This window comes from Hydrogenophaga sp. (assembly GCF_031426985.1).
Classification (GTDB): domain Bacteria; phylum Pseudomonadota; class Gammaproteobacteria; order Burkholderiales; family Burkholderiaceae_C; genus Hydrogenophaga.
The window spans coordinates 14,349-38,867 of sequence record NZ_JASJOY010000238.1 but is presented as its reverse complement, the minus strand read 5'-3'; the positions used below and the strand labels follow the sequence as shown (position 1 = coordinate 38,867).

The 24,519-nt window shown below is 65.6% G+C and carries 19 protein-coding genes; 7 read left to right on the top strand and 12 right to left on the bottom strand.

Annotated elements, in window-relative coordinates:
* Positions 1–331: 331 nt before the first annotated feature.
* The 3 genes from RMP09_RS23800 to RMP09_RS23790 form a co-directional block, all read right to left on the bottom strand.
* Positions 332–3,508, bottom strand: a complete 3,177-nt coding sequence (locus tag RMP09_RS23800; RefSeq protein WP_310568452.1) for a DUF3427 domain-containing protein — start codon at positions 3,506–3,508, stop codon at positions 332–334.
* Positions 3,509–3,522: 14 nt separating this feature from the next.
* Complete coding sequence (locus RMP09_RS23795; RefSeq protein WP_310568451.1) at positions 3,523–4,401, bottom strand: restriction endonuclease; 879 nt, start codon at positions 4,399–4,401, stop codon at positions 3,523–3,525.
* Between the two features lie 528 nt (positions 4,402–4,929).
* The gene (locus RMP09_RS23790; protein ID WP_077335450.1) at positions 4,930–5,370 is read right to left on the bottom strand and encodes a hypothetical protein; all 441 of its coding nucleotides are present in this window, start codon (positions 5,368–5,370) and stop codon (positions 4,930–4,932) included.
* 537 nt (positions 5,371–5,907) lie between these two features.
* On the opposite strand from RMP09_RS23790, the gene fusA reads away from it, so the two are divergent.
* The 3 genes from fusA (at position 5,908) to RMP09_RS23775 (ending at position 10,367) form a co-directional block, all read left to right on the top strand.
* Complete coding sequence (fusA, locus tag RMP09_RS23785) at positions 5,908–7,968, top strand: elongation factor G (RefSeq protein ID WP_310568450.1); 2,061 nt, start codon at positions 5,908–5,910, stop codon at positions 7,966–7,968.
* 257 nt (positions 7,969–8,225) lie between these two features.
* On the top strand, positions 8,226–9,161 hold the full coding sequence (locus tag RMP09_RS23780) for a site-specific integrase (protein WP_310565853.1): 936 nt from the start codon (positions 8,226–8,228) through the stop codon (positions 9,159–9,161).
* A 12-nt stretch (positions 9,162–9,173) separates the two neighbouring features.
* A complete protein-coding gene (locus tag RMP09_RS23775) occupies positions 9,174–10,367 on the top strand; it encodes an IS91 family transposase (RefSeq protein ID WP_310568449.1) in 1,194 nt (397 codons plus the stop codon).
* A 493-nt stretch (positions 10,368–10,860) separates the two neighbouring features.
* Here RMP09_RS23775 and RMP09_RS23770 read toward each other — a convergent pair whose 3' ends face one another.
* The 6 genes from RMP09_RS23770 to RMP09_RS23745 form a co-directional block, all read right to left on the bottom strand.
* Positions 10,861–11,871 carry an NADPH:quinone oxidoreductase family protein gene (locus tag RMP09_RS23770; protein ID WP_310568448.1) on the bottom strand — a complete coding sequence of 337 codons (1,011 nt, stop codon included), beginning with the start codon at positions 11,869–11,871 and terminating at the stop codon, positions 10,861–10,863.
* Between the two features lie 4 nt (positions 11,872–11,875).
* The gene (locus RMP09_RS23765; protein WP_310568447.1) at positions 11,876–12,334 is read right to left on the bottom strand and encodes a PaaI family thioesterase; all 459 of its coding nucleotides are present in this window, start codon (positions 12,332–12,334) and stop codon (positions 11,876–11,878) included.
* A 120-nt stretch (positions 12,335–12,454) separates the two neighbouring features.
* Positions 12,455–13,525 carry an alpha/beta fold hydrolase gene (locus RMP09_RS23760; RefSeq protein WP_310568446.1) on the bottom strand — a complete coding sequence of 357 codons (1,071 nt, stop codon included), beginning with the start codon at positions 13,523–13,525 and terminating at the stop codon, positions 12,455–12,457.
* A gap of 258 nt (positions 13,526–13,783) precedes the next feature.
* Positions 13,784–14,788, bottom strand: a complete 1,005-nt coding sequence (locus tag RMP09_RS23755) for a relaxase/mobilization nuclease domain-containing protein (protein WP_310568445.1) — start codon at positions 14,786–14,788, stop codon at positions 13,784–13,786.
* On the bottom strand, positions 14,785–15,333 hold the full coding sequence (locus RMP09_RS23750) for a hypothetical protein (RefSeq protein ID WP_310568444.1): 549 nt from the start codon (positions 15,331–15,333) through the stop codon (positions 14,785–14,787). Before RMP09_RS23750 ends, RMP09_RS23755 begins: the two co-directional genes overlap by 4 nt.
* A complete protein-coding gene (locus tag RMP09_RS23745; protein ID WP_310568443.1) occupies positions 15,314–16,249 on the bottom strand; it encodes a ParB/RepB/Spo0J family partition protein in 936 nt (311 codons plus the stop codon). The genes RMP09_RS23750 and RMP09_RS23745 overlap by 20 nt, the downstream gene beginning before the upstream one ends.
* A gap of 175 nt (positions 16,250–16,424) precedes the next feature.
* Between RMP09_RS23745 and RMP09_RS23740 the strand changes: the two genes are divergently transcribed.
* Together RMP09_RS23740 and RMP09_RS23735 are read left to right on the top strand one after the other, a co-directional pair.
* Positions 16,425–17,030 (top strand): type IV toxin-antitoxin system AbiEi family antitoxin domain-containing protein, encoded by a 606-nt coding sequence (locus RMP09_RS23740; protein WP_310568442.1) that lies wholly within the window; start codon positions 16,425–16,427, stop codon positions 17,028–17,030.
* Positions 17,027–17,890 (top strand): nucleotidyl transferase AbiEii/AbiGii toxin family protein, encoded by an 864-nt coding sequence (locus RMP09_RS23735; protein ID WP_310568441.1) that lies wholly within the window; start codon positions 17,027–17,029, stop codon positions 17,888–17,890. The genes RMP09_RS23740 and RMP09_RS23735 overlap by 4 nt, the downstream gene beginning before the upstream one ends.
* Positions 17,891–18,145: 255 nt before the next feature.
* Here the strand turns inward: RMP09_RS23735 and RMP09_RS23730 are convergent, their stop codons facing one another.
* The gene (locus tag RMP09_RS23730) at positions 18,146–19,618 is read right to left on the bottom strand and encodes a tyrosine-type recombinase/integrase (protein ID WP_310568440.1); all 1,473 of its coding nucleotides are present in this window, start codon (positions 19,616–19,618) and stop codon (positions 18,146–18,148) included.
* A 466-nt stretch (positions 19,619–20,084) separates the two neighbouring features.
* Between RMP09_RS23730 and RMP09_RS23725 the strand changes: the two genes are divergently transcribed.
* Together RMP09_RS23725 and RMP09_RS23720 are read left to right on the top strand one after the other, a co-directional pair.
* On the top strand, positions 20,085–20,492 hold the full coding sequence (locus RMP09_RS23725; protein WP_310568439.1) for a response regulator: 408 nt from the start codon (positions 20,085–20,087) through the stop codon (positions 20,490–20,492).
* Between the two features lie 51 nt (positions 20,493–20,543).
* Positions 20,544–22,463: an ATP-binding protein gene (locus RMP09_RS23720; protein WP_310568438.1), complete on the top strand. Its 1,920-nt coding sequence runs from the start codon at positions 20,544–20,546 to the stop codon at positions 22,461–22,463.
* Positions 22,464–22,515: 52 nt separating this feature from the next.
* On the opposite strand, the gene RMP09_RS23715 is transcribed toward RMP09_RS23720, so the two are convergent.
* Both RMP09_RS23715 and RMP09_RS23710 read right to left on the bottom strand, forming a co-directional pair.
* Entirely contained in the window at positions 22,516–23,325 is an 810-nt protein-coding gene (locus RMP09_RS23715; RefSeq protein WP_310568437.1) for a sterol desaturase family protein, read from the bottom strand.
* Complete coding sequence (locus RMP09_RS23710) at positions 23,322–24,503, bottom strand: MFS transporter (RefSeq protein WP_310568436.1); 1,182 nt, start codon at positions 24,501–24,503, stop codon at positions 23,322–23,324. Before RMP09_RS23710 ends, RMP09_RS23715 begins: the two co-directional genes overlap by 4 nt.
* Positions 24,504–24,519: the final 16 nt, after the last annotated feature.

Here is a 24,519-nt window from a genome sequence, read left to right as displayed (position 1 = left end):
AGCCTGGTAGCGCACTTGCATGGGGTGCAAGGGGTCGCGAGTTCGAATCCCGCCACGCCGACCATTAAAATCAACGGGTTAGCTCAGAAATGAGCTAACCCGTTTTTCTTTCCAGAGCCCATGGGGTAAACGTTGGGGTAAACAGCCGCAGTGCTGTGAGATCTTCAACGGACCAGAAAACGCCCAGGATGACAGGAATCACCATCCCGGCGGCTGAGACTTCTCAAGTCTTGGTTTTGTGGTGGTCAAGCAACGATGAGTCGTTGCCTGTGCGGCTTCGCGCTATCGACTTCATTTCTCCGACGAACGGCAATTTCTTGCCAGACTGTCGCTACACCCCGCGCAGCACACTGAACTCTCGGAACAGCCGCGCTGGCAACGGCGTCTCCAACTTCCAGACGATGCTCATCGGTCGGTCACCCTCGGCCGACTCCAGCGTGACCGGGCCGCAGGCGCGGTAGGCCTCGCCCTTGCGCGGTCTCACGAAGAGCTGGAACTGCCATCCGTTGGTCGCGCTTTCGAGATAGCGCCGACCGCCAGGCGTGTCTGGGCCTGCGCTGTTCTGGGACTGCCAGTGAAAGCGCTCGGCGCTGATCGCGTAGTCGTGATACGCGATGCGGTCGTGGTAGCCCTCGCTCTTGTCGAGCGTGACGAACAGCAGCTCGGTCTGGCGGCTGAGCAAAGACAGTGTGCCGGCCTGGAACGGCACGCGGCGCGACGCCGTCAGCCAGCGCACCGCAGTGAGGATTTCGCGCGCACCGTAGCCCGCATGCAGGCACAAGGGCGTGTCTTCGAGTCCAGGCACAGGATGCGCGCCCAAGGTGCTGCGGGCCTGCAGAAGGGCGGACAGTTCCACCAGCTCGGCAGCGATGGTTGGGTGACCCTCCAAGCGTGCCAGGAAGGCTTCATACCCCGCTGCCTGTTCGTGGCGTCCATCGATCTGATAGGCCAGCATCTGCACGCCCAAAGCGTCTTCTGCGTTGAGTACGGGGGCACCCCCTTGGCGCGAACCCACAGCGGTCATGACATCGAGTCGGCGCGGATCATCCACATGCAGCAAGTCGCCAAAGCGGCGGCTGAAGTAGTCCTCTTCAGGTCCGGGCTCTGCGACGATCAAGCCCGCATCGCGCTTGAGCGATGTCCAGCCGCTACGACCTTGTCCGGTACCGGTGCGGTAGATGTCTTCCAGCTCCAGTGCCTGGTCGTGCAGGAAGTCGGCCAGCTGAATCGCCGACCGGCCACGCAGCGCCGCATAGGTCTGCAGCTCGGTCTTCAAACGGCGCCAGTTTTGGGACGTCAGGGATCGCAGGCCTTGCAGCACCTGCTCTCGCGTCTGGCGCTGCAGATGGATGTGGCAACCAGGCGGCAGGCTGCCGAAGCCGTTCTCAACGCCGTCCACCAGCTCACGTCGCGACAAGCCGGTCAGGCTCGACAACAGGCGGTCAAACCGGAACTCGGCCCGGTGCTGGCCAACGAAGTCGAGCACGAGGCAGCTCTCCTTGTCGGGCGCCAAACGCAGACCACGACCGATCTGTTGCTGGAACAGGACCGGGCTCTGAGTGGGTCGCAGCAGCAGCAGCGTGTCCACCATCGGCAGATCGATGCCCTCGTTGTAGAGGTCCACCGTGACCAGTGCGCACAGCTCGCCGCTGAGCAGGCGTTGCGGCGCACGTCGCCGTTCTTCGGATGCTGTCGTGCCAACCACGCAGGCCGCCGGCAGACCGGCGCGATTGAGCCAATCGGTCATGAACTCCGCGTGCGCCACCGTCACACAGAAAACAATGGCGCGCGACTTCCGCGCATCGGACGCCAGGCGACGCCACTCGTTGATGACCAGCTTGGCGCGCACGTCGTTTCCTGTGACCAGGTTGGCCACCGCCTCGCGCTCTCCAGGCCTGTCCCATGGCACTTCCGAGAAATCGGTGGCGTCGTCGCATGCGTAGTACTCGAACGGCGCCAGCAGCTGAAGGTCCAGCGCATGCCACAGCCGAAGCTCGACTGCCGGGCTACCGTCCGGCCGCGAATCGAAATAGGGCGCGATGGGTTGCCCGTCGCTGCGCTCAGGCGTCGCCGTCAGCCCGAGCAACACACTGGGACGAACGGCCTTGGCGAAAGCGTCAAACCGATCGGCCGCCAGGCGGTGGCATTCATCCACCACCACCGTGTGCCAGTGGTCGGCACCGACGGTGGCCACCAGGTCGCGGCTGGTGACGCTGTCGATGGTGGCGAACAGATGGTCCCAGCGTTCGGGTTGGTGGCTCCCGGTGAGCAGATCGCCGAATTCGGGATCGCGCAGCACCTCGCGGTAGGTGCGCATGGCCTGGCGCAGGATTTCCTCTCGGTGGGCCACAAACAGCAGGCGAGGGCGCCCACCCTCGATACGGCAGGTGTTCCGATAGTCAAACGCCGCCACCACCGTCTTGCCCGTGCCGGTGGCCGCCACCAGGAGGTTTCGGGTTCGACCGTGCGCGCGCTCGGTGGTCAGCTGCTCCAGCATTTCCAGCTGGTAGGTCTTGGGCTGCAGGTCGAAGAAACTGATGGTGGCCGCCGGCTCGCCGCCAAACGACTCGCGGCCCAGCGCAGCCGCCAGGGTTTGTCTGTGTTCGACGTTGTCCGGGTCGTAGCGCTGAAACTCGCTGTCCGCCCACAGCGTCTCGAAGTGGGCCACGGCGCGGGCAAACAGGGCTTCTTGCGCGCGCTGGGTCAGCTTGACCGTCCACTCCAGCCCGCCGGTAAGAGCAGCTCCCGAGAGGTTGGCGCTGCCGACATACGCCGAACCAAAGCCGGTCTTTCGCTGGAACAGCCAGGCTTTGGCATGCAGACGGGTGCGTCGGCCATCCAGTGACACGCGAACTTCACACCCGGGCAGACGGGCGAGCTCGTCCAGCGCGCGAGCCTCGGTCGCACCCGTGTATGTGGTGGTGAGGATGCGCAGCCGGGTCTTCGGTTGCGCCTGTCCATCCTGCCGCGCACCCTTGGCCGTGATCTGCTGCAGCACATCCTGCAGCTTGCGCACGCCGGAGACGGTGATGAAGCTGACCAGGATGTCCACTTGATCGCTCGATGCCAGCTCGCGACGAATCTCCTGGAGCAGCGAGGGTGAGCCTTTGCCAGCCGTGAACAGCCAGGGCACGCCTAGCCCGATCTCCGGCGACACGGGGAACTGCTGGTCGCGCTGCACAGCCCTCAGGACCCGCAGCGGCGGCGCCACCAGGTCAACCACTTCACCAGACGCAAAGGTGCCACCCGCACTGCTTCCTGCGAGCCGCTGACGAAGCATCACCAGCAGGCCATTCACCAGTTCGAGTTGTCGCTTCGCTTTCTCGGCCTCGTCACCAGACACATCGTCGAGGATGGTTGATAGCTGGCGGGTGATGACATCGGACAGGAACTCGGCGGTCCCGCCTTTGAGCGCCGACACATCGGCTAGCGACGGGTCGAGGTCTGCCAACGATTGAGCCAAGCCCTCGGTCAACAACAGGTCATAGAGGCCATCGGGCAATGCCATCTTGCTCCTTGGAATCAGTTGATCGGACGCGTGCCACGGCAGGTCGGATAGCCGGTGCAGCCCCAGAACTCGTTGCCGGCATTGGCGCCGCGTTTGGCGGTGCGCCGAACCATGGGTTTCGCACACAGGGGACAAGTCAGAGCCTGAGTTGACGGAGCAGGGGAGCGAGCCACCGGGACAGCAGGTTTCTGGGCTGGCGAGCGCTCGGCACCCGCCTGGGCTTGCCGCAACAGGCCGTGCAGCTTCGGCCCATCGACCAGCGCCACGTTGCGACCGCTCGCAAAGCTGATCGCCTCATCGGTGAACTTTCCCGAGGTCACGACGAACCCGCCGGTGGCGCCCTTGGCGGCCATCACACCGTACAGCTCGCGCACCACGTCCACGCCAACCTTGTAGGCGCGCCACTGCTTGCACTGCACGAGGAATTTTTCGCCGCCACTTTTGCCCGGCTTGGTGAGCACGAGATCCACGCCGCCGTCGGCACCGCCGCCCCCGGTTTCTACCACCTGGTAGCCCTGCAACCGAAACCCTTCCCCCACCAGCATTTCGAACTCGCGCCAGCTCATGCCATCCAGCGCGTCGGTCGCCTTGCTCCTGGCCACATCAGCCACCAGGTTCTTTCGCTCACGCCGCCGCCAGGCAGACGTGCCCGCACCCAGCAAGCAAATGAAAGGGAGGATGTACTGGCCCGCCATGGCCAGCGATTTCCAGATGGATCGCGTGACCATAGTGCCCATTTGACCGGGCTGCGAGGGCGCTACCACCGGTTGGGATGCGATGTTGTGAAGCACGAAGTAGCTCACCAGCGCCAGCAGCACGCCGGCCCACCAGGGCAGCATCGCCACCAATTCCAGCAGGTCGTCGGCCGTGCTTGTTCTCTTGCGTCTCGCCATTCTTGATTTCCTCCCTTGATGACACTGCTGCTTGGCAGCCATTTGCTGGCGCACAGCCTATCCTGCCATCAATCCTATCCTTCTCTCTTCTGTTCGACCTGAAAGGGTCGGACCGTCCGACCCCTTTGGCCAGTAGCCGAGAAATGCGACCGGGAGGCAGGAACAAACAAGAGAAGGCGGCACAGGAAGCGTCCTGCAATTCAGCCGCAATCTGTCAAGCAGCTTGACAGCGCAGACCGATGGCCGCTTGCATGGAGTAAGAGCTGCAGGCGCACCTGGTCTAGGAATTCAAGGGACGGTATGCAGCGGTTACGGTTATTGATACAGCCAAGTCCACCGACCAATTCATGACACCACTTGGCCGCTCGCGCGATAAGCGCGATCTCGGTGCCTTCGACGTGCCGAGGCTTGGCGCTCCTGCGCGAGAAGGTCAGGTATTGCTCGAGAAAGGGCTTGAAACTTGAGCCCTGACTCCGAGCCTCGCGTGACCCAGAGCCTGCGAACCTGATCTCTGCGGGGTACGGCAGTTCATACCTTGGCCAGGAAGGCCGCCGCATCACCCGCTTCACACTTCCAGTCTGCGAAGACCCCGACCAGATTGCACTCCACGCAGCGGCAAGCGATGTAATACCAACGCACGTCATGTGTGCCCTCGTACACGGAGACGCCGGACATCAGCTCAAACACCTCGTTTTCACACACGCACTCGTGCGCCTCGGGCACGGCTTCTTCAACGTATTCCGCACTGTCGCCCATCAGGTGTTCCTGCCCGCAGTCGGTGCAGGTGCGGATTGCCACTCCAGCTTCTTCATCGGTCTGCAGCGCGAAGCTCCGGCACCCGCAGTCGCATTTGGACGCGGCAAACCGGACGGCCTCATGGCGATTCGCAACGCTGTAACTGCGCAGCTCGGCTTGGGTGTCGCCCGACGTCGTCCCGTACCAGAACTCGCCCTTCTTCGTCAGTGCCATTGATGCTGCTCCATTCTTCAAGGTGGGATTCCCGGCAGGCCCGACGCCAAGCTCGCCCCGATCATCTGGATTTTGCCTGGAGGCCCGGCGAATCCTCGTCAAGGGCCCTGGTCGGGGTGGTCGCCTGGAGCCGAGAAGCATTGGCGACCAGCAGATGTGCAACAGCGATTACCGCCGGTGGTGTGCGCTCCGTCAATTCACGGTGACGGCCGCAGTGCAGTCGTTGAAAGCGCTCGACACATGTCGAGCGCGATGACCTGTCGCCGGCAACGGCATGCAGAGTCGACGGTGACAGTGGTCATGACGGGCTCAGCGCGTTGTTGTTGAGACATCTTGAGTGTGAGCCCATGTCTCAGCACGCTGGCAACAATGGGGAGGTCAACGCGGCATGCATGCCGGTCAGGTATTCGAAATCGGCGGCGCAACCCATTTGCGTTAGCGCGGTCAATCCCGTACGCTGCCCCGACGTCCACACGCAACGCCCGAGCCCATGCGGGCCGCCGGGCCGGCCTTCAGGACGTGCAAAGGAGTCCAACCATGCCAAGCCGATCGAACGGCCTCACGGCCGAAATAAGAGCCGTGCGAACATTGGCGCTCGTGGGCGCCGCAGACGCCGGTAAGACTTCGCTGGCCGAGGCCTTGCTGTACAAGGCGGGCGCCATCGGCGCGTGCGGCAGCGTCGAGCGCGGCAGCACCGTTAGCGACCACGACCCGCTCGAGCGCCGCATGCTGCATTCCCTCAACGCCTCGGTGATGCACCTCACGCATGCCGGCACGCGCATCTACCTCATCGACACGCCCGGCGGACCCGACTTCCTCGGCCAGAGCCTGCCGGCGCTGGAGGCGGTCGAGACGGTGGCGGTGGTCATCAATGCCGCCACCGGCATCGAGCCGATGGCGGTGCGCATGATGGAATACGCAGCCTCGCGCCGCCTCGCCCGCATGATCATCGTCAACAAGATCGACGCGCAGGGCGTCTCTCTGTCGGGTCTGCTGGCCGACATCCAGGCCACCTTCGGCCGCGAATGCCTGCCGCTGAACGTGCCCGACGGGGTCAACCGGCAGGTGATCGACTGCTTCTTCAACCGCTTCGGACGCTCCGACTTCGGCACGGTCGAAGCGGCGCACCGCGCGCTGGTGGAGCAGGTGGTCGAGGTCGACGCGGCCTTCGTCGACCGCTACCTCGAGAAAGGCGACGTCGACCCGTCGGAGCTGCACGCGCCGCTGGAGCAGGCGCTGCGCGAAGGCCACCTGATCCCGGTGTGTTTCGCCTCGTCGCGCAGCGGCGCCGGCATGGCCGAGTTGCTCGACGTGATCGTCAAACTCCTGCCCGATCCGACCGAAGCCAACCCGCCGAGTTTCATCATTGGCGAGGGCGCAGAGGCCATGCCCATGGAGGCCAAGCCTGACTCGACGCTGCACGTGCTGGCGCATGTGTTCAAGGTCACGAACGACCCCTATGTCGGCAAGATGGGCATCTTTCGTGTGCACCAGGGCACGGTCACGCGCGACAGCCAGCTCTACATCGGCGACGGCCGCAAGCCGTTCAAGGTCGGGCACCTGTTCATGCTCCAGGGCAAGGACCACGTCGAGGTGTCGCACGCGCTGCCCGGCGACATCGTGGCGGTGGCCAAGGTCGACGAGATCCATTTCGATGCCGTGTTGCACGATGCGGCCGAAGACAGCCATGTGCACCTCGCTCCGCTGCCGCTCCCGGTGCCGGTGTACGGCCTGGCCGTCGAGCCCAAGCGGCATGGCGACGAGCAGCGCGCCTGGGAAATCCTCGGCAAGCTCGCGGCCGAGGACCCGTGCCTGCGCATCGAGCATGTGGCCGCGACCAACGAGACTGTCCTCTACGGGCTCGGCGAGCTGCACCTGCGCATCGTGCTCGAACGCCTGCGCGAGGTTTACCGCTTCGATGTCCAGACTCGGCCACCGCGCATCGCCTACCGCGAGACCGTGACCGCACCGGCCGAGGGCCACTACCGCCACAAGAAGCAGAGCGGCGGTGCTGGCCAGTTCGCCGAAGTCTTCCTGCGCATCGAGCCGCTCGCGCGCGGCGCGGGCTTCGAGTTCGCCGACGAAGTCAGGGGCGGTGCGATCCCGGGCCAGTTCATCCCCGCGGTCGAGAAAGGCGTGCGCGAGGTTTTGGCGTACGGCGCCATCGCCGGCTTCCCCGTGGCCGACGTGCGCGTCGTCGTGTACGACGGCAAGCACCACAGCGTGGACAGCAAGGACATCGCCTTCGCGACCGCCGGCCGCAAGGCCTTCATGGCGGCGATTCGCGAGGCCCGGCCGGTGGTGCTTGAGCCGATTGTCCAGATCGAGATCGCCGTGCCCGAGCATTCCGTGGGCGACGTCACGAGCGACCTGTCGTTGCGGCGCGGCCTGGTCGCAGGCACATTGGGCCTGGGGGCCGGCACCGTGGCCATCAGCGGTCAGGTGCCAGAGGCCGAGCTGGCCGACTACCAGTCGCGGCTCAATGCGATGACCAGCGGCCAGGGGCGCTACACCGTCGCGTTGTCGCACTACGAGGCCGTTCCGCCGGCCGTCCAACAGACGTTGATGGGGCGGTACCGGGTGCGCGAAGACGACTAGGAAAAGCGCAGCGCCCATGCTCAGCTTGCACACGCGTTGCCGAGCAATCGACTTGGGCGTGCCGTGAGATCAAAACGCTCGCTCGCCCGGCGATTTCGATCATCCTAATTCTTGTGGCAAATGTCCGATACGCAGCGGTGGACTAAACCGCTCGCGCGGTAAGCGCTCCGGCGACGTTGGTGGTGGTTCGTTGCGCCGTGATTCTGCGATGTTGGCGGTCGAGGCAATCCGCCTCGGTCACCGACAGGAGCAGGATCATGGACGTTTCCACCCCGACCCCATCCGCGGCCGTATCGCCGCTGCGCCAACGCATGATCGACGACATGCGCATGCGCCAGTTCGCAGAGCACACGCAGGAGGGCTACATCCGCGCCGTGCGCAAGCTCGCCACCTTCCTCGGCCGCTCGCCGCACACCGCCACCGCCGAGGACCTGCGCCGCTTCCAGCTGCACCTGGTGGACACCGGCACCGGCCCGGTCACCATCAACGCCACCATCACCGGGCTGAAGTTCTTCTTCGACATCACGCTGGGCCGGCCCGAGCTCATGCTCAAGATGACGCATGTGGCTGTGCCTCGCAAGCTGCCCGTGATCCTGAGCCCCGAGGAAGTCGGCCGCCTGATCGCCGCCGCGCCCAACCTCAAGCACCAGGCCGCCATGTCGGTGGCCTACGGCGCGGGCCTGCGCGTCAGCGAAGTCGTCTCGCTCAAGGTCGGCGACATCGACGGCGAGCGCATGACACTGCGCGTGGAGCAGGGCAAGGGACGCAAGGATCGCTACGCCATGCTCAGCCCGGTGCTGCTGGAGCGGCTGCGTGCCTGGTGGAGACTGGGCCATGCCCAGGGCAAGATCCGCCACGGTGGTTGGCTGTTCCCGGGCCTGGACCCCACCGATCACGTGACCGCGCGCCAGCTCAACCGCGCCGTGCACCTGGCCGCCGCGACGGCCGGCATCGACAAGCGCATCACCCCGCACGGCCTGCGCCATGCCTTTGCCACCCATCTGCTGGAGCAGAAGGTCGATATCCGCGTCATCCAGGTGCTGCTCGGGCACAAGCGGCTGGACACCACGACCCTGTACGCTGCCGTGGCCACCGACCTGCTGCGCCGGGTCATCAGCCCGCTGGATCACACGTGCGCCAAGCCCGCAGGCGAGCCAGCGCCCGAACCTGCACCGCAGCCGCCAGCCCTGTAGTCGTACGCCATCGTGCAGGCGCGACCCGCCCTGGAGGTCGCCGACATCTTCCGTGCCCATGGACCCGCCTGGCGTGACGCCCAGCGCGGCCACCTGAGCCTGGCGCAGCTCAAGGTGATGTCGGCCATCACCCAGTGCCGCACGGCGGCACTGGGTGGCCACGTCCTGCGCTGCGACGGTTGTGGCCAAGACGAGGTCTCCTACAACTCGTGCCGCAACCGGCACTGCCCGAAGTGCCAGAGCAGCGCAGCCAAGCGGTGGCTGGATGCGCGCCAGGCTGATCTGCTGCCGGTGGAGTACTACCACGTGGTCTTCACGCTGCCGGCGCCGATCGCCGACATCGCGTACCAGAACAAGGCGGCGCTGTACGGCTTGCTGTTCGACATCGCCGCCGAGACGCTGCTGCGTATCGCTGCCGATCCCAAGCACCTGGGCGCCCACATTGGCGCCACGCTGGTGCTGCACACCTGGGGCTCGGCATTGACCCACCATCCGCATGTGCACGGCATCGTGCCAGGCGGCGGGTTGGCGCCCGACGGCAAGACTTGGGTCGCCTGCCGGCCGGGGTTCTTCCTGCCGGTGCGCGTGCTGTCCCGGCTCTTCAGGCGTCGCTTCACGGAGGAACTGCAGCGGCTGCACGATAGCGGCTCACTCCGGTTCTTCGGCGAGCACGCAGAACTGGCCGAGCCCGTGGCGTTCAAGGACTGGCTGGCGCCGCTGCGCCAGTGCGAGTGGGTGGTCTATGCCAAACGGCCATTCGCTGGGCCGCAGGCGGTGCTGGCCTACCTCTCGCGCTACACGCACCGCGTGGCCATCTCCAACAGCCGGCTGCTCGCGATGGACGAGCGCGGCGTCACCTTCCTCTGGAAGGATTACCGGGCGAACAAGCCTGGCAGGGGCAAGACGCGCCACAAGGCGATGACGCTGAGCCCACAGGAGTTCATGCGCCGCTTCCTGCTGCATGTGCTGCCGGGCGGCTTCCACCGGATCCGGCACTACGGCCTGCTGGCCAACAGCAACCGGCGGGACAACCTGGCGCTGGCGCGCCAGTTGTTGCAGGTGACGCCATCATCGCCCGAAGCGGTGGCCGCCGATGGCTTTGCCTCGCCACGTCCGACCTTCGTCTGCGCGCACTGCGGCCACGCGATGACGGTGCTGCAGGTCTTCTTGCGCGACTGCTCGATTCGGGCGCCGCCGCCACCATGACCACGCTCGAACACGCCCGATCAACTCGACGCTGGACATGGCGTGCGGTGGGCTGCTGCGTGCGTCGCTTGGTCAGCGTCTGCGCAGGCTCGGCTAAGAGCTACTGTCGTATCGAAGTGGCACACGCAGGGGCGCCTGCGGTCATCGATGAGGTGTCGATGCTCAGTCGTGGGCTGCCAACGCGCGACGCGAGCGTAGAGCAATCGCCATAGTCACCGCGCTCGACAACCACCGTGGCGGTCGCCGCGGTTTCCTCCCTCGAGGCTTATGCAACACCTGCCCGACAGCAGTGAGGGCGCTCGACCGCTTGTGCGGCTGGGCAGGTGTCACACAAGCCTTAACTATTGCGCACGCCTAGTATCGAAGCCTGAGGGTCAGCTGTTTTGCCATCAGCGGACTGACGAGTCAAACGTCGCAATCCGGCCGTTGGGACTGGGCCAGCGAACTGCAGATGGCGTCGCGGCTCTCGAGTTCACCGGCGCAGACCTGTCGTTCAGCTCGAACCGCCGTTCAGCGGCTGACCCGGCTGCAGCACCTGCAGCACGACACGGCCCTGGGCCTCGCGACGGCGCAGAAGGCCCAGTGCGACGGCGAAGTTCTCCCAGGACATCGTGCGTCCGACGTGCGGGCGCAATTCTCCGGTCCCCACCAGGCGCATCAGCGCTTCGTCTGCCGCGGCACTCTCGCGCGGATGGCGCTCAGCCCATGCGCCCCAATAGGCGCCGACGACCGAGTAGTTCTTCAGCAATGGCAGGTTGGCCGCGACGCTCGGGATTTGCCCGCAGGCGAAGCCCAAGGGCACCAGGCGGCCGCCCCAGGCCATCGAGCGTGCCATGGCGGCGAACACGTCGCCGCCGACGTGATCGAGGCACACATCCACACCGCGGTCGCCGGTCAGCGATCGGATGCGCTCGCGCAGGACTTCCTCGGTGTAGACGATCACGTGCTCGGCGCCTCGGTCGCGCACGACAGCAGCCTTGTCGCGCGAGCCCACGCCAGCAATCACCCGTGCGCCGAGATGGCGGCCGAGGTCGACAGCAGCCAGCCCAACGCCGCCGGCCGCTCCTGTCACGAACAGCGTTTCGCCGGCCTGCAGACGGGCCTGCGTGACGAGCGCATAGCGCGCCGTCCCGTAGGCGTAGCGAACGGCGGCGGCCGTTTGGAAGTCGACGCCCGCCGGCAGCGGCACCGTGCTGCTTTCCGGGGCCACCATTCTCTCGGCCCATGCGCCGTGCCAGTTACCACAGGCGACGCGGTCGCCGACGTGAAACCGCGTGACCTTGGCACCTACCGACACGACCACGCCGGCCGCATCGGTGCCGGGCACGTAGGGAAGTTCCGGCCGCATCTGGTAACGCCCCTGGGCCATCAGCAAGTCCATGAAGCTGACCGCGGCGGCATGCACCGCGACCTCGACGTCATGCCGCCCGGGCGTGGGGGCTATCGTCTCGCCGATCTGCAGTTGCGGTTCGTCGGCGAAGCTGGCGCAAAGGATCGCCTTCATCGTGTCACCCCATGGCGGCGACGCGCACCGTCACGACCTCGGCCGTTGCGCATTCGCTGCCCAGCTGGAGCACGCGGCACGCGACGGTGGCCCGACGCGGCCCCGCGTCGACCACCTTCGCCCTCAGCTCCAGCGGCTGGTCGATGACGGCCGGCCTGAGAAAGCTCACGCTGAGGCGGCCGGTCACCACCGCAAAGGGCAGGGAGTCATGCGCCAAGTCGAAGCCTTCATCGCGACAACGGGTTGCCAAGGCGGTCCAGACCGCGTGGCAATCGACCACCGACGCGATCGTTCCACCGTAGACGATGCCGGGATGGCCGATGTGATACGGCTGCGGCTGCCAGATGCACACCAGTTCGTCGCCGCCGTCCCAGCGGCTCTTGATCTGCATGCCGTGCGCATTCAGAGCACCGCATCCGTAGCACTGGACCTTAAGCACATCCTGCAGCGGGCGTCCGTCCATGTTGGTTCTCTGTAGTCTTCGTGCCGAGATTCTGCGACGGGTCGCCGCGAGAGCGACAGTCGGCCGATTACGGTAGGCGGTCCGGTGGATACCGGGGCATCCCGGTAGGGCGGTGGAGCGTCAGGCCACGAACATGCGGCGCTCGGAGGCGCGTCCCACCGCCTCGGCGCGGGTTCGGCAGCCGAGCGCCTGCAGGGCTCGCGCCGCGTGCATTTCCACCGTGCGCGGGCTCAGGCCCAACGCCGCAGCAATCTGCTTGTCGGTCTGGCCGAACGAGATCCGGCGCAGCACCTCCAGCTGGCGTTCCGTCAAGCGGATCTCAGCGCACCCGGCCCGCTCGTCGTTCGTGCCGAGAAAGCGCCGGGTCTCCCGCACAAAGCCTTCCCAGGCCGGCTCGTCGGGGAACGGGATGTGGTTGCGACCCTCCAGCGGCACGAAGCGCGCGCCGGGAATGAGCGATGCAAGACGCCGTCCCTGCTCGAACCTGACCATCTCGTCGTCCTTCGGATGCAGCACCAGCGTCGGGCAGCGCACCCGTGCGGCCGCCTCCTTGACATTCATGCCGTACATCGCCCGCAGGTAGCGCACCGCCACGTCGGGCGTCGCGGTCGTGCGCTGCTTCTCATCGAAGGCCATCCACTGCGCCTGCGTGGCAGCGGGCAGGAAACGCGAGACGAAGACCTGCCGGAACGCGGGCGAGCTGTTGCCCCAACCCAGCTCGGCCAGCTCGATCATCAGGTCGCCTTCGCGGCGAATGGCCGGATCGGGATGGCTGGTGCTGTGATACGAGGTCGCAAACCCGCCGAACAGGATCAGCCGGTTCACGCGCTCGGGATGCCTGGCCGCGTATTCAACCGCGACGCCGGCCGCACAGGTGAATCCCAGCAGAGTGAACGGCTCGCGGCCGTGTGCGTCCGCCACGGCTTCCAGGTCGCTCACCCAGGCCTCGAAGGACAGTTCGTCCACCCGGCGCTGCGACAGGCCGCAACCGCGCGTGTCGTATTCGACGTAACTGAATCGGGGAGCAAACTCGTCGATCAACGCCTGCTGGATCGTTCCGGGCGCGGCACGTTCGATGTGCGTCAGCCACGTTGCCGCCTTGATCAATGTCGGGCCCGCGCCGTAGCGTGCGGTGGCGAGCTGGACCCCGTCCCGAGACGAGACGAACCCGATGTCGCGCGCATGCCCCATAGTGTTGCCTCCTGGCCTACCACTCGTCAGCTGGGCCGACCCATCGCAGCAGTGTTTCTGCGCCGAGTCTTCCGCTCGACTTTACTGCCAAAGCCGCGACCCGTGCAGGCACGTTGGCCGACACGCACGTCGGCCAACGACCGGTCCTGACCTGGTCCACTGGCAGCAATGGGTCGTCTCCGGGCATTGACCAGATACCGGTCGAAATCGAACGCTTGCTGAGTTGGTCGGTCCAGGGCGATTGCCGCGCAGCCCCATTCAGCGCTCCATGTCGATTGAGGGAGCGGCTTTCAGCACCTCTCGCGATTGCACTGGGGCGGGCCGTTGTTTGTCCTGACGGGCCGCCTCACGTTGATCCCGAGGCCAGACCTCTTTGAAGTACGCCGATTCGCTGATGAATCGCAGGATGTGTTTGGCCAGTTCCCGGTCCTCCGGGACATCAGATGCCTGCAGAGCCTTCGTGATGTTCGCCCAGGCTTGGAATGCCCCGAAGTGGCTGCGCTCATAGGTCGCACCTGACTTGGCTCTCTGTTCGCCACGCAGGTCCAAACGACCCTCCTGCCGCACCTTGCTTTCCCAGATGCGTTCATCCCGGCGGTTCACCCCACGCGAAGCCTGTCGCGTCGCCTCGGCCTCCACACCGTATCCGCGCAACTGCTCGGCAAATGTCTCGCGCCAACGGTGCAGGTCCGTCTTGCGCGGGTTAAGCCGCTTGCCCTCGATCGACTCGGCCTTCACGCTCAGGTGCACGTGCGGGTTGGCTTGGTGCTCGTGCAGCACCATCACGTAGTGGTGATCCTTCAGCTCGTGTTTTGCGAAAGCGCGAGCGGCCTTCAGCACGGTCTGCGCATCCGTGCCTTTCGGCATCGACAGCATGATGTTGAAGGCTTCGCGCCGGTGGCTGGTCTGTGGAATCAGCGATCCGCTGACGCGCCATTGTTCGGCCAGGTCGTGCATGGCCTCCTTGCCCTCGCGCACGACACCCCGTTCGTCCTCCATGCGCAGCTGTCCGTTCTTGCAGATGTAGCGCAAGTGCGCTGCGATGGCGCCCATGCCACGGCCACCCCCGGTGACCTTCACCATCACCTGCGGCGCCCGCCGCGCCACGGTGGCGGCGATGCGCTGGCGGATCACGGCCGCGCTGGATCGGTTCGGGCTGTTCAGGCGCGGCGTGGTGTCCGGTTTGACAATGCGGCTGGCCGGGTAGAACAGCCGCTCGCCCCATTGCACCAGCACACCGTCGATGGATGCGCCCGTCGTCATTTGGATCGCCTGGTGGCCCGCAGCTCGGCCACCAACTTGGCTGCCGTGTTCAGGTGGTGCCGGATGTCTTGATTCAATGTCTTGATGCCGGCGCGGTAGCGTTCCAGCTCCTGCTGCACTCCAGGTTTTGCCGCGTACATCACGCGCAGGAAATCCCTGAGGTCGGTGTTGATGACGGCCAGCCGGTTGGTGGAGGCCTGCAGTGCGGCCACGGTCTGGGTGTGGTTGGTGGGCGGCGGCGAGCCTTCGATCAGCGTGGCCACATAGATGCTCTGCGACACATCGGCCCTGCGGGCCAGAAGGTTCATCAGTTCGACGTGTCCGCTGGGAAGGCGCAGCGTGACCTTGATGAGCTGCTTGTCCCGCATAAGGGGCCGCTTTTGCACCTCAGGTGTCTGGTTGCTCGGCGTCGGAGCAAGGTAGGCCAGCAGGGCTTGGCGCACCAGGGCTGCCGGGGTCATCTGCCTCCGAAGTGCCTGCGTCTGCAGCTGCTCGCGCAGGCCACGCAGATCGATGGTCACCCGGTCACGCGGCGGGTGTTCCATGGCGAGCCTCGGCATCGCTCGGCGTGGCTTCAGGTGCCAGTCGAGCGGCCAGCTCGGTGACACGCTGGCGCAAGGCCATCACCTGATCCTGGGGCAGGGTGTTGATGCCGCCCGACTGGTTCAGCCGCTGCAGTGCGGCGTCCAGTCGCTCGCAGAGTCCGCTGGCGCGGGCCAGTGCTTGTGCCACCTTGTCCGGCCTGGGTGGCGGTGGCTTGTCGTCAGCGGGCGCCACCACCCGGGACGCATCGCGGAGGCTGGCCACGGCCTCGCGGGTGATGGGTTCTTTTCCCATGACCAGGGCCGCCACCTGCTCGGGCTGTTCTTCATGCAGGCGGCTCAGCTCGTGCAGCGTGCGTGGGGATTCACAACGACCATCCCTGAGCGCCTGGTGCAGCACAGGTGGCAGGCTGAGCAGGGCCAGGTGGTGGGCCACCGTGGTGAGGTCCATGCCCAGCTGACGGCCGATTTCGGCGTTGGATTCACCGGCATCCACCCGGTGCCGGATGAACTGTGCCAGTTCGAGCGGGGACAGGTTCTGCCGCTTCTGGTTCTCGGCCACCTGGTCGTAGGCGTCGCGATGCTGCGCTGCAAAGACGATGGGAACCTCTGTCAACCCGGCCTGAATGGCTGCCCGCCAGCGCCGGCTGCCAAAACGGATCAGGTAGCGGTCCTTGACCTCCCGGTCACTGACCACAATAGGCTGCAGGATGCCGCGCAGAGCAATGTCCTGCGCCAGTTCCTCGATGGCCGCCGGAGGGAACTCCTTGCGCGGGTTGTCCGGGTCTTCGACCAGCCGGTCGATCGCCACCATCAGGGGTTTGCCGGTAGGCGCGAGCTCGCTCTCGAACAGCCCCAGCTGTTCGAGACTCAGTCCCGAGGTCTTGCGATTGGCGAGGAAGTTGGTCAGCGAGCCCATGACGGATCGACGAAAGTGACGTCGACCACTCTAGGGGCCAGAGCAGGCTGTTGAGGTGCTGGATTCGGGCTGAAATCAAGCGGGGAGGGTGGAGCCTGGACAAAGCCTTGAAGTTGGTTGTTCCAATTTGACGTCGATTACTTGCATTCGACGAAATAACGGAACATACTCCGGCGTGCTTTCCGAGACCCATACCCGGCGTGTCCTTGATCTGGTTGGCCAGAGAGGGCTCCTGCGCGCCAGCGACCTGGCTGCCATCGATGCACCACGGGTCGTCCTCACGCGGCTGGAGGCCGCTGGGCTACTGGAGCGGGTTGGACGTGGTCTCTATCGTCTCCCGGACGCACAGGTGTCTGAGTTCGAGAGCCTCGGTACGGTCGCTGCAAAAGTGCCACAGGCCGTGTTCTGCCTGCTCACCGCACTGCAGTTCCACGAGCTGACCACCCAGCTGCCGCGCCAGGTCTGGATCGCCATGCCGCGCGGCAGCCACCCACCGCGGATCGACTACCCGCCGATCAAGATGGTGCAGTTCACGGGCGAGGCCTTCTCCGCAGGAGTCGAAGAAGTGGAGCGCGATGGCGTCAGGCTGCGGGTCTACGGTGTTGCGAAGACGGTGGCTGACTGCTTCAAGCACCGGAACAAGATTGGCCTGGACGTGGCCCTGGAAGCACTCAAGGATGCGCGTTCGAGGAACAAGGCTTCAGTGGACGAGATCTGGCGCTACGCGAAGGTCTGCCGCGTAGCCAATGTGATGCGGCCCTACCTGGAGAGCATCGGATGAGCACTGTCGGTCCAAACATTGCCGCGTCCGTTCGCGCACGCCTGCTCAACGTGGCCAAGGCGCAGGGCGTCGATTTCAACCAGGTGCTCGTGCGCTTCGCGCTGGAGCGCATCCTTTATCGGATGGCCCAGTCTCCGCACGCCGATCGTTTCCTGCTGAAGGGGGCGCTGCTGTTCACGCTCTGGTACGACATGCCGCACAGGGCCACGCGTGATGCCGATCTGCTCGGTTTCGGCGCCAGCGATCTGAACTCGGTCGCACAGGCCTTCCGAGACATTGCTGCCGTGTCAGTCGATGACGGGATCGTGTTCGATCCTGCCTCGGTCACGGTCGAGGAAATCCGCAAGGAAGCGGGCTACGGCGGCGTGCGCGTGATCGTCGCAGGCGATCTGGCCCGGGCACGCTGCAAGACCCAGATCGACGTCGGATTCGGTGACGCGGTCACGCCGGCGCCCGTCGATTCGGTCTACCCGGTGCTGCTGGACGATCTGCCCGCGCCAAGGCTGCGGGTCTACCCCAAATACACCGTCATCGCGGAGAAGCTCCATGCCATCGCCCTGCTGGGCATGACCAACAGCCGCCTGAAGGACTACTTCGATCTGTCGGTGCTTCTGGAAAGGGACACTCTCGACAACGACTTGCTGGCCCAGGCGGTCAAGGCCACCTTCGAGCGGCGCGGCATGCCGGTTCCCCATGCGCTGCCTGTTGGCCTGACAGAAGAGTTCGCGGGTGATACCTCTCGGCAGGCCCTGTGGCTGGCGTTTCTTCGAAAGAACGACCTGGCTCCGACGCCTTTGCCAGCAGTCGTCGGCAGAGTTCGTGGCGCGTTGATGCCTGTTCTGCAGTCTCTTGTGCCGTGACATCGCTGCAGAGCAGGACGGGGGTCCAGCAGCTCGTGCGGATGTGATGGGTTTGCCCATTGAACTGGGCGTTGATGGCTGAAATGCCCAACAAAATAGGCAAAGGGTGGTTTGCCCTGGTGGGTCACTGCCGTCAGCCTGATGGCAGGTGGCAGCAACAGATGTCCACGCCGTCCCTTGGATAACAAGGAACAAGCACGATACCTTTGCCAACGTTATCGTGCAGAGCGCATTGACCTCAGGTCTGTGCCGGCGTCAGGCTTTCTGCGTCGCCGCTTGGGCGGACGCAGCGGGCAATGACGGATCGTTCTGCCCCAGGATGTCATCAATCCGCTGCCCCAGCTTCTCCCAGGCCGCTTTCTTCTCGTCGGCGAACTCGTGGTGCAGGTAGTGCCGCCGCACACGGCTGCCGGCCATCACGTGGTTCTGGCAGCGGTCGATGATGTCGGGCAGGACGCCTAGCGCCTGCATCATGGTGGCGCCGGTGCGCCGCATGTCGTGTGGCGTCCACTCGCGGTGGCTGCCGCTCTTGAGCACCAGCGCGTTGTCGTTGGCCCGGCGTGACAGGTCCTTGCGGGTCTTGAACTGGATCTGGCGGTCGCCCACCTGCTTGGACACGGTCTTGACGTCGATGTGGGTGTCTTCCTTGTGGTTGCGGGCCGGGAAGCAGTAGGGCGATGTTCCGGTGAGGGCCTTGAGCGCCTGGAACTGGCGCAGCGAGAAGTCCGAGAGGTAGACCCGGTGGCCTTGCTTCTTGCCCATCGGCCCCTTGACGTTCTCGACCGGGACGGTCCAGTAGCGCTCCTCCAGGTCCACGTCTTCCCACCGGGTCATCAGCAGCTCGCCGATGCGGCACAGCGTGCCCAGGCAGATCCAGATCGCCAGCTGGGTTTCTCGCTTGAGCGGGCGCTGGACCTCGTACTTGTGACCGGCCGGGGTCTCCTCGTAGTCCGTCTCCATGCGCTCAAAGATCGCCTGCAGTTCCTGCAGCTCCCTGGCCGACAGCACTCGGTCGCGCTCGTTGACCATGTCGAAATCCTTGGACACGATCTTGCGGATCTCGATCAGGTCGGCCGGGTTGCCTTCGATCAGCAGGCCGCGCCAGGGCTGGCGCTTCTCGGCCCAGGCGAACAGCTGCACCAGGTCCTGGTGCACGCGCACGGACATGCGGTTCACGCCACGGGCCACCATGGTCCGCAGGACCTTGCGCAGGTCGTGCTCGGTGATGCTCCGCACCGGCTTCTCGCCCAGCACGGGCAGCACGTCTTTCTCAAAGGAGCGGCGCAGTTCGGCGTTGCCGTCTTTGCGGGCCACGCCATCGGCCAGCCAGGCGTCGAACATGTCCTTGAACGGGCGGTTCTGGCTGGCCTCGGCGGCGGCCTGCGCGATCGTCGCTTCGACCGCAGCCTGGTTCTCGATTCGCTCGGCCTTCTTCTGGTCGTTGGGGTTGACGCCGGAACGGACGAGGTCACGGGCCTCATCGCGCAGACGGCGGATCTGCTCCATGGACACGTTGGGCCAGGTGCCGCATGGGTACCACGCCACCTTGCCCTCCCACCGGAAGGCGAACTTGAAGCGGGCCGACACGCTCTGGTCGTTGGCGACCCGGACTTCGCCGATGAGTCCGTCGCCGTCACTGAGGGTGTCTCCACGCCATTCCGGGGGCATGGCCTTGAGCTCCAGCGTCGTCCACTTTTTGCCCTTTCCCGCCTTTGGGTACCGTGTCATGAGGCCTCCATGGGGTAAACGGTGGGGTAAACAGAAAAAACGCTGTCAGTGTATTTTGTGGGACGACTTGGGATCAAGTATCCTTTGTATCTATATGATTTAAAACATAAAACGTCGTCCCATAACGTCCCAGGAAATTCCATGAAATTTCACGTATATTTCGATGGGGTGCAAGGGGTCGCGAGTTCGAATCCCGCCACGCCGACCATTTATATCAACGGGTTAGTTCAGAAATGAGCTAACCCGTTTTTGTTTTGCCGCGGGTGATCTGACTCTGGCGCCCGTTCGGAGTCCTGTTCTCCAAGGCTTCACCGAGACCGGGTCAGGCGGTATGGGCGTCCGATGTCATGGGCCCGGGTGAGCGGCTGCGAGAATGACACATTGTTCAGGCCGGTGGGCCAGGGCTGGTTGCCTGATACTGGTGGCGGGCGCAACATGCGCCAACCTTCCTTGAGCCTGCGCATCTATGACACTTCGCCGCATCCTGGTCGTTGACGACAACGACGACGACCTGTTCTTCGCCCAGATCATCCTGAACGCATCCGGCGTGGCCGCCCACGTGACGCTGATGGAAACCGGTCGGATGGCCCTGGACTTCCTGGCTTCCGCGGAAGGACAGGGCGTCGACATCATCCTGCTCGCCATCAACATGCCCGAGATGAGCGGGTTTGAGTTCCTCGACCTGTACCAGCCGCTGCACGACCAGGGGCTTGTCCGGGCGCCGGTGGTCATGCACACCTCGTCGTCCGCACCGGCAGACAAATCCAGGGCCACGGCCTATGACTGCGTGCGGGGATACCTGGTCAAGCCCATTTCCAAGACCGTGGCCCTGACCCTGGCCCAGATGGCCGCAGAACCGCGCCCTGGGGCGTGAACGCTCTTGAGGTCTGAACTCACGCTCCACCCGTGGCCACGGCGATCGGTCGTGGCGGATGTTCTGTTGGCGTTTGGTGCGGCGTTGGTGCTGGCCATCGCATCCATCGCCTTGGCCCGCGGTCCCGATGCGTTGGCCGCCATCTGGTTGGCCAACGGCGTCGCCATCGGCATCGCCGTCAGTGCGCCCGAGGGGCGGCGCTCGGGGCTTCTGCTGGCCGCCGCCATGGGCTCGTTCGTGGCCACCTTGCTGGGCGGCAAGTCCCTGATCAGTTCGCTGGCCTTCGTGCCGGGCAACCTGGTGGAAATGCTGCTGGGCATGCATCTGCTCGTTCGATACGGCAACACCCAGCGGTTCGCCAGCGACTCGAAGGCGTTTCTCAAGGTCCTGGCACTGGGATCCCTGGCCCCGTCGCTGCTGGGGGCGCTGGCGGGGGCGCTGCTGCTGGATTCCGTGGGGTATGCGACCTTCACGGGCGCCTGGATCGAGTGGTTCATCTCGGCGGCCATTGGCTCCCTGGTCACGCTGCCCCTGATGTTGGCCCTGCGCGCGCGCCAGTCGCTCAAAGACCTGTCGCTCGGTGGTGCGGCGCTGACCCTGGTGCTGGTGGGCGCGGGCAGCCTGCTCAGCTTTTCGCTGGCGCCCAATCCGTTCGGGCTGGTCAGTGTCGGTCTGCTGGTCACGGCCTACTTCCAGTCGCGCCTGGTGACGTTTGCCGCGGCGCCCATCGTGGTGGTGGCGTTTGCGGTGGCGGTTGGGCAGGGCTGGCTGGTTCCGGTGACCGCCGACACGCCGTTCGGACACCTGTTGATGCACATGACCCTGCTGCTGGTGGTCATCCCTCCGCAGGTGGTCGCCGTCATCGTGGCCCGACAGCGTGCGCTGGACGAAACCCTGGCCGTGGTGGGCGGGCAGGCCAACCAGCTGGCCGCGTTCATCGACATGCAAGGCATCCTGCGCTGGGCGAACCAGGCGCGTGCGGATTACTGGGGCGTGCCCAACGAACAGAGTGTGGGCGAGTCCTGGCTGGGCTACCTGCCCGGCGAACAGTACCGCAGCCCGATGCAACCGCTGCTGGAGCAGGCGCTGACGGGGCAGCAAGTCCAGCAGGTCATGACGGTGGATTTCCCGGCACGCGGTTTGCGAACCATGGCCGTGCACCTGCAGCCGGCCTTTGACGAAGAGTCCCACCAGCTCGGGGTCCTCTACACCAGCACCGACGTGACCGAGCTCGAGTCGTCCCGCCAGCAGCTGGAGGCCTTGACCACCAGTCTGGAGACGAGCAACCACGACCTGCAGCAGTTCGTGCGGGTGTCGTCGCACGACCTGCGGGAGCCGCTGAACACCATCGCGCAATTCACCTCGCTCATCGAAGAGCGGGACGCCCCGGCCCTGTCGACGGAGTCCCGGACGTACTTCCGGCACGTCAAGTCGGCGGCCCAGCGCATGAGCAGCATGCTGGAGGACATCCGGCTCTACGTCCAGGTCGAAGAGGTCGATCCAGGCAAGACCTTCCGCGACGTCGATCTGGACGAACTGCTCGACGGCGCCCTCGACGCGATGAGCGAACGCATCCAGCAGCAAGGTGCGACGGTTCAGGTCACCCCGCTGGGACAGGCCTGGGGAGACGCAGACCAGCTGGCCCTGGCGATCAACCTCCTGCTGAGCAATGCCCTGAAGTTCATGCCCGCCGACCGCGCGCCGGACATCCGGATCGCGGCCCATCGAAGCGGGGCACAGCTGGAGCTGGTGGTGTCGGACAACGGCATCGGCATCGACGCGGACAAGCTGCCCCTGCTGGGGGAGCCCTTCAAGCGCCTGCATTCACGACGGATGTACGAGGGGACCGGGCTGGGCCTGGCGACCTGCAAGCGCATTGCGCGGCATCACGGTGGCGACCTCCAGATGGCGTCCACGCCCAACGTCGGCAGCCGGTTCGCCCTGGTGCTGCCGACGCACCCGCCCCGGTGAACCTCCCGCCCATCGGGTGACCCCACCCAGCTACGCGGCTGTCCCCACACCGTCATGCCTTGAAGGGCAGTGCCAGCATGCCGGGCAGGCGCGCCACCTCGTGCGGGTCGGTGTGGCCGTGGATGCCGATGGTCATGCCGGTCTGGCCGGCGCGCGGCTGCTCGCGGTAGGTGCCGAAGAGCCGGTCCCACCAGGTGAGGTTGAAGCCGAAGTTGGCGTTGCGCTCATCGTCTTCGACCGAGTGGTGCACCCGGTGCATGTCGGGCGTGACGATGAACCAGCGCAGCACCCGGTCCACGCCATCGGGCAGCCGGATGTTGCCGTGGTTGAAGGTGGCGCAGGCGCTGAGCAGCACCTCAAAAATCACCACCGCCAGCACCGGCGCCCCCAGCAGTGTGATGGTGGCGAACTTGATGCCCATGGACAGCACGATCTCCAGCGGATGAAAGCGTGTGCCCGTGGTCAGGTCGTAGTCGAGGTCGGCGTGGTGCACACGGTGCAGCCGCCAGAACGCGGGCACGGCGTGCACCATCACGTGCTGCAGCCAGATGACGAAATCCATGGCCACCACGGCCATGGGCACCGCCAGCCAGAACGGCACATCGAAATTGTTCAGCAGCCCCCAGCCCCGTTCAATACCCAGCGCGGCCATGCCGACCGCCGCGGTCGGGAACACCAGGCGCACGATCACCGTGTTGAGCAGCACGATGCCGAGGTTGGCGGTCCATCGTTGACGGCGCGTGAGCCGCAGCACCCGGCGCGGCGTCGCCAGTTCCCACAAGGCGACGATCGCGAACACGCCGACGAAGAAGCCCATGCGGATCAGCGGCTCATGGGCCAGAACCCAGTGTTCAACGCTCATGTGCGCTCCCGCAGGCGGAGGGCTTTCCACTCGGTGCCGATGGACGCCAGCAACGCCAACGCCAGGAACGGCACCACGGCCAGGTTCAGGGTGGACCAGCCGTAGCGGTCGTACAGCCAGCCGGCGGACAAGCTGGACGCCGCCACCAGCCCGAACACCAGAAACTCGTTGATGGCCTGCACCTTGAGCTGTTCGGCCGGGCGGTAGGTCTGCGTCAGCAGCGCGGTGCCGCCCACGAAGGCGAAGTTCCAGCCCACGCCCAGCAGCACCAGCGCCGATGCAAAGTGCAGGAACGCCAGCCCCGAGAGCGCCACGGTCACATGGCCCAGCAGTAGCACGAAACCGGTCTGCATGATGCGCGGCGCGCCAAACCGTTTGACCAGGTGGCCGGTGAAGAACGAGGGCGCGAACATGCCCACCACATGCCACTGGATCACCGGCGTCACGCTCTGCCCTGGCAGGCCGCAGCCCAGCATGGCCAGCGGGGTCGCGGTCATGACCATGATCATCACGGAATAGCCCACCGCCGCGCCCAGGATCGAGATCAGCAACAAGGGCTGCGACAACAGTTCCCTCACGGACCGGGCCGTGCCCGCCGCCACCGACGCCGCCGGCTTGAGCCGGACCTGCGACAGCAGGCCCAGCGCCGCCACACTGAGCGCGGCCTGCGCCAGGTACGAACCCACGAAGGGGCCGGACACCAGCCAGTCGCGCCCCCATTGCGCCAGTTGCGGCCCGACAAAGGCCGCCACCACGCCCCCGGCCACCACCCAGGCAATCGCGCGGGTGGTGTGCGAGGCGTCCACCGCCTCGGCGGCGGCGAAGCGGTAGTAGTTGGCAAAACCCTGGTAGCTGCCCAGCATCAGGTGGCCCAGCACAAAGAGCGCAAACGAGCCTTGCCACAGGCCATAGGCGGCCAGGGTGCTGCCCGCCACGCCCAGCGCGGCCCCCATGAGGAAGCCCGTACGGCGGCCCCGGCGGCGCATGAGCATGGCCGCCGGCAGCGACGCGATGGCCGTGCCGATCACCATCATCGCCACCGGCAGGGTGGCCAGGCTCTTGTCGGGTGCCAGCGTGGCGCCCAGGATGGCGGCCAGGCTCATCGACAGCACGATGGCCGAGAGCATCAGGGCCTGGCTGGCGGCCAGCAGGAGCACGTTGCGACGGCCTGGAAACATGGTGGGCTTTCGTGGG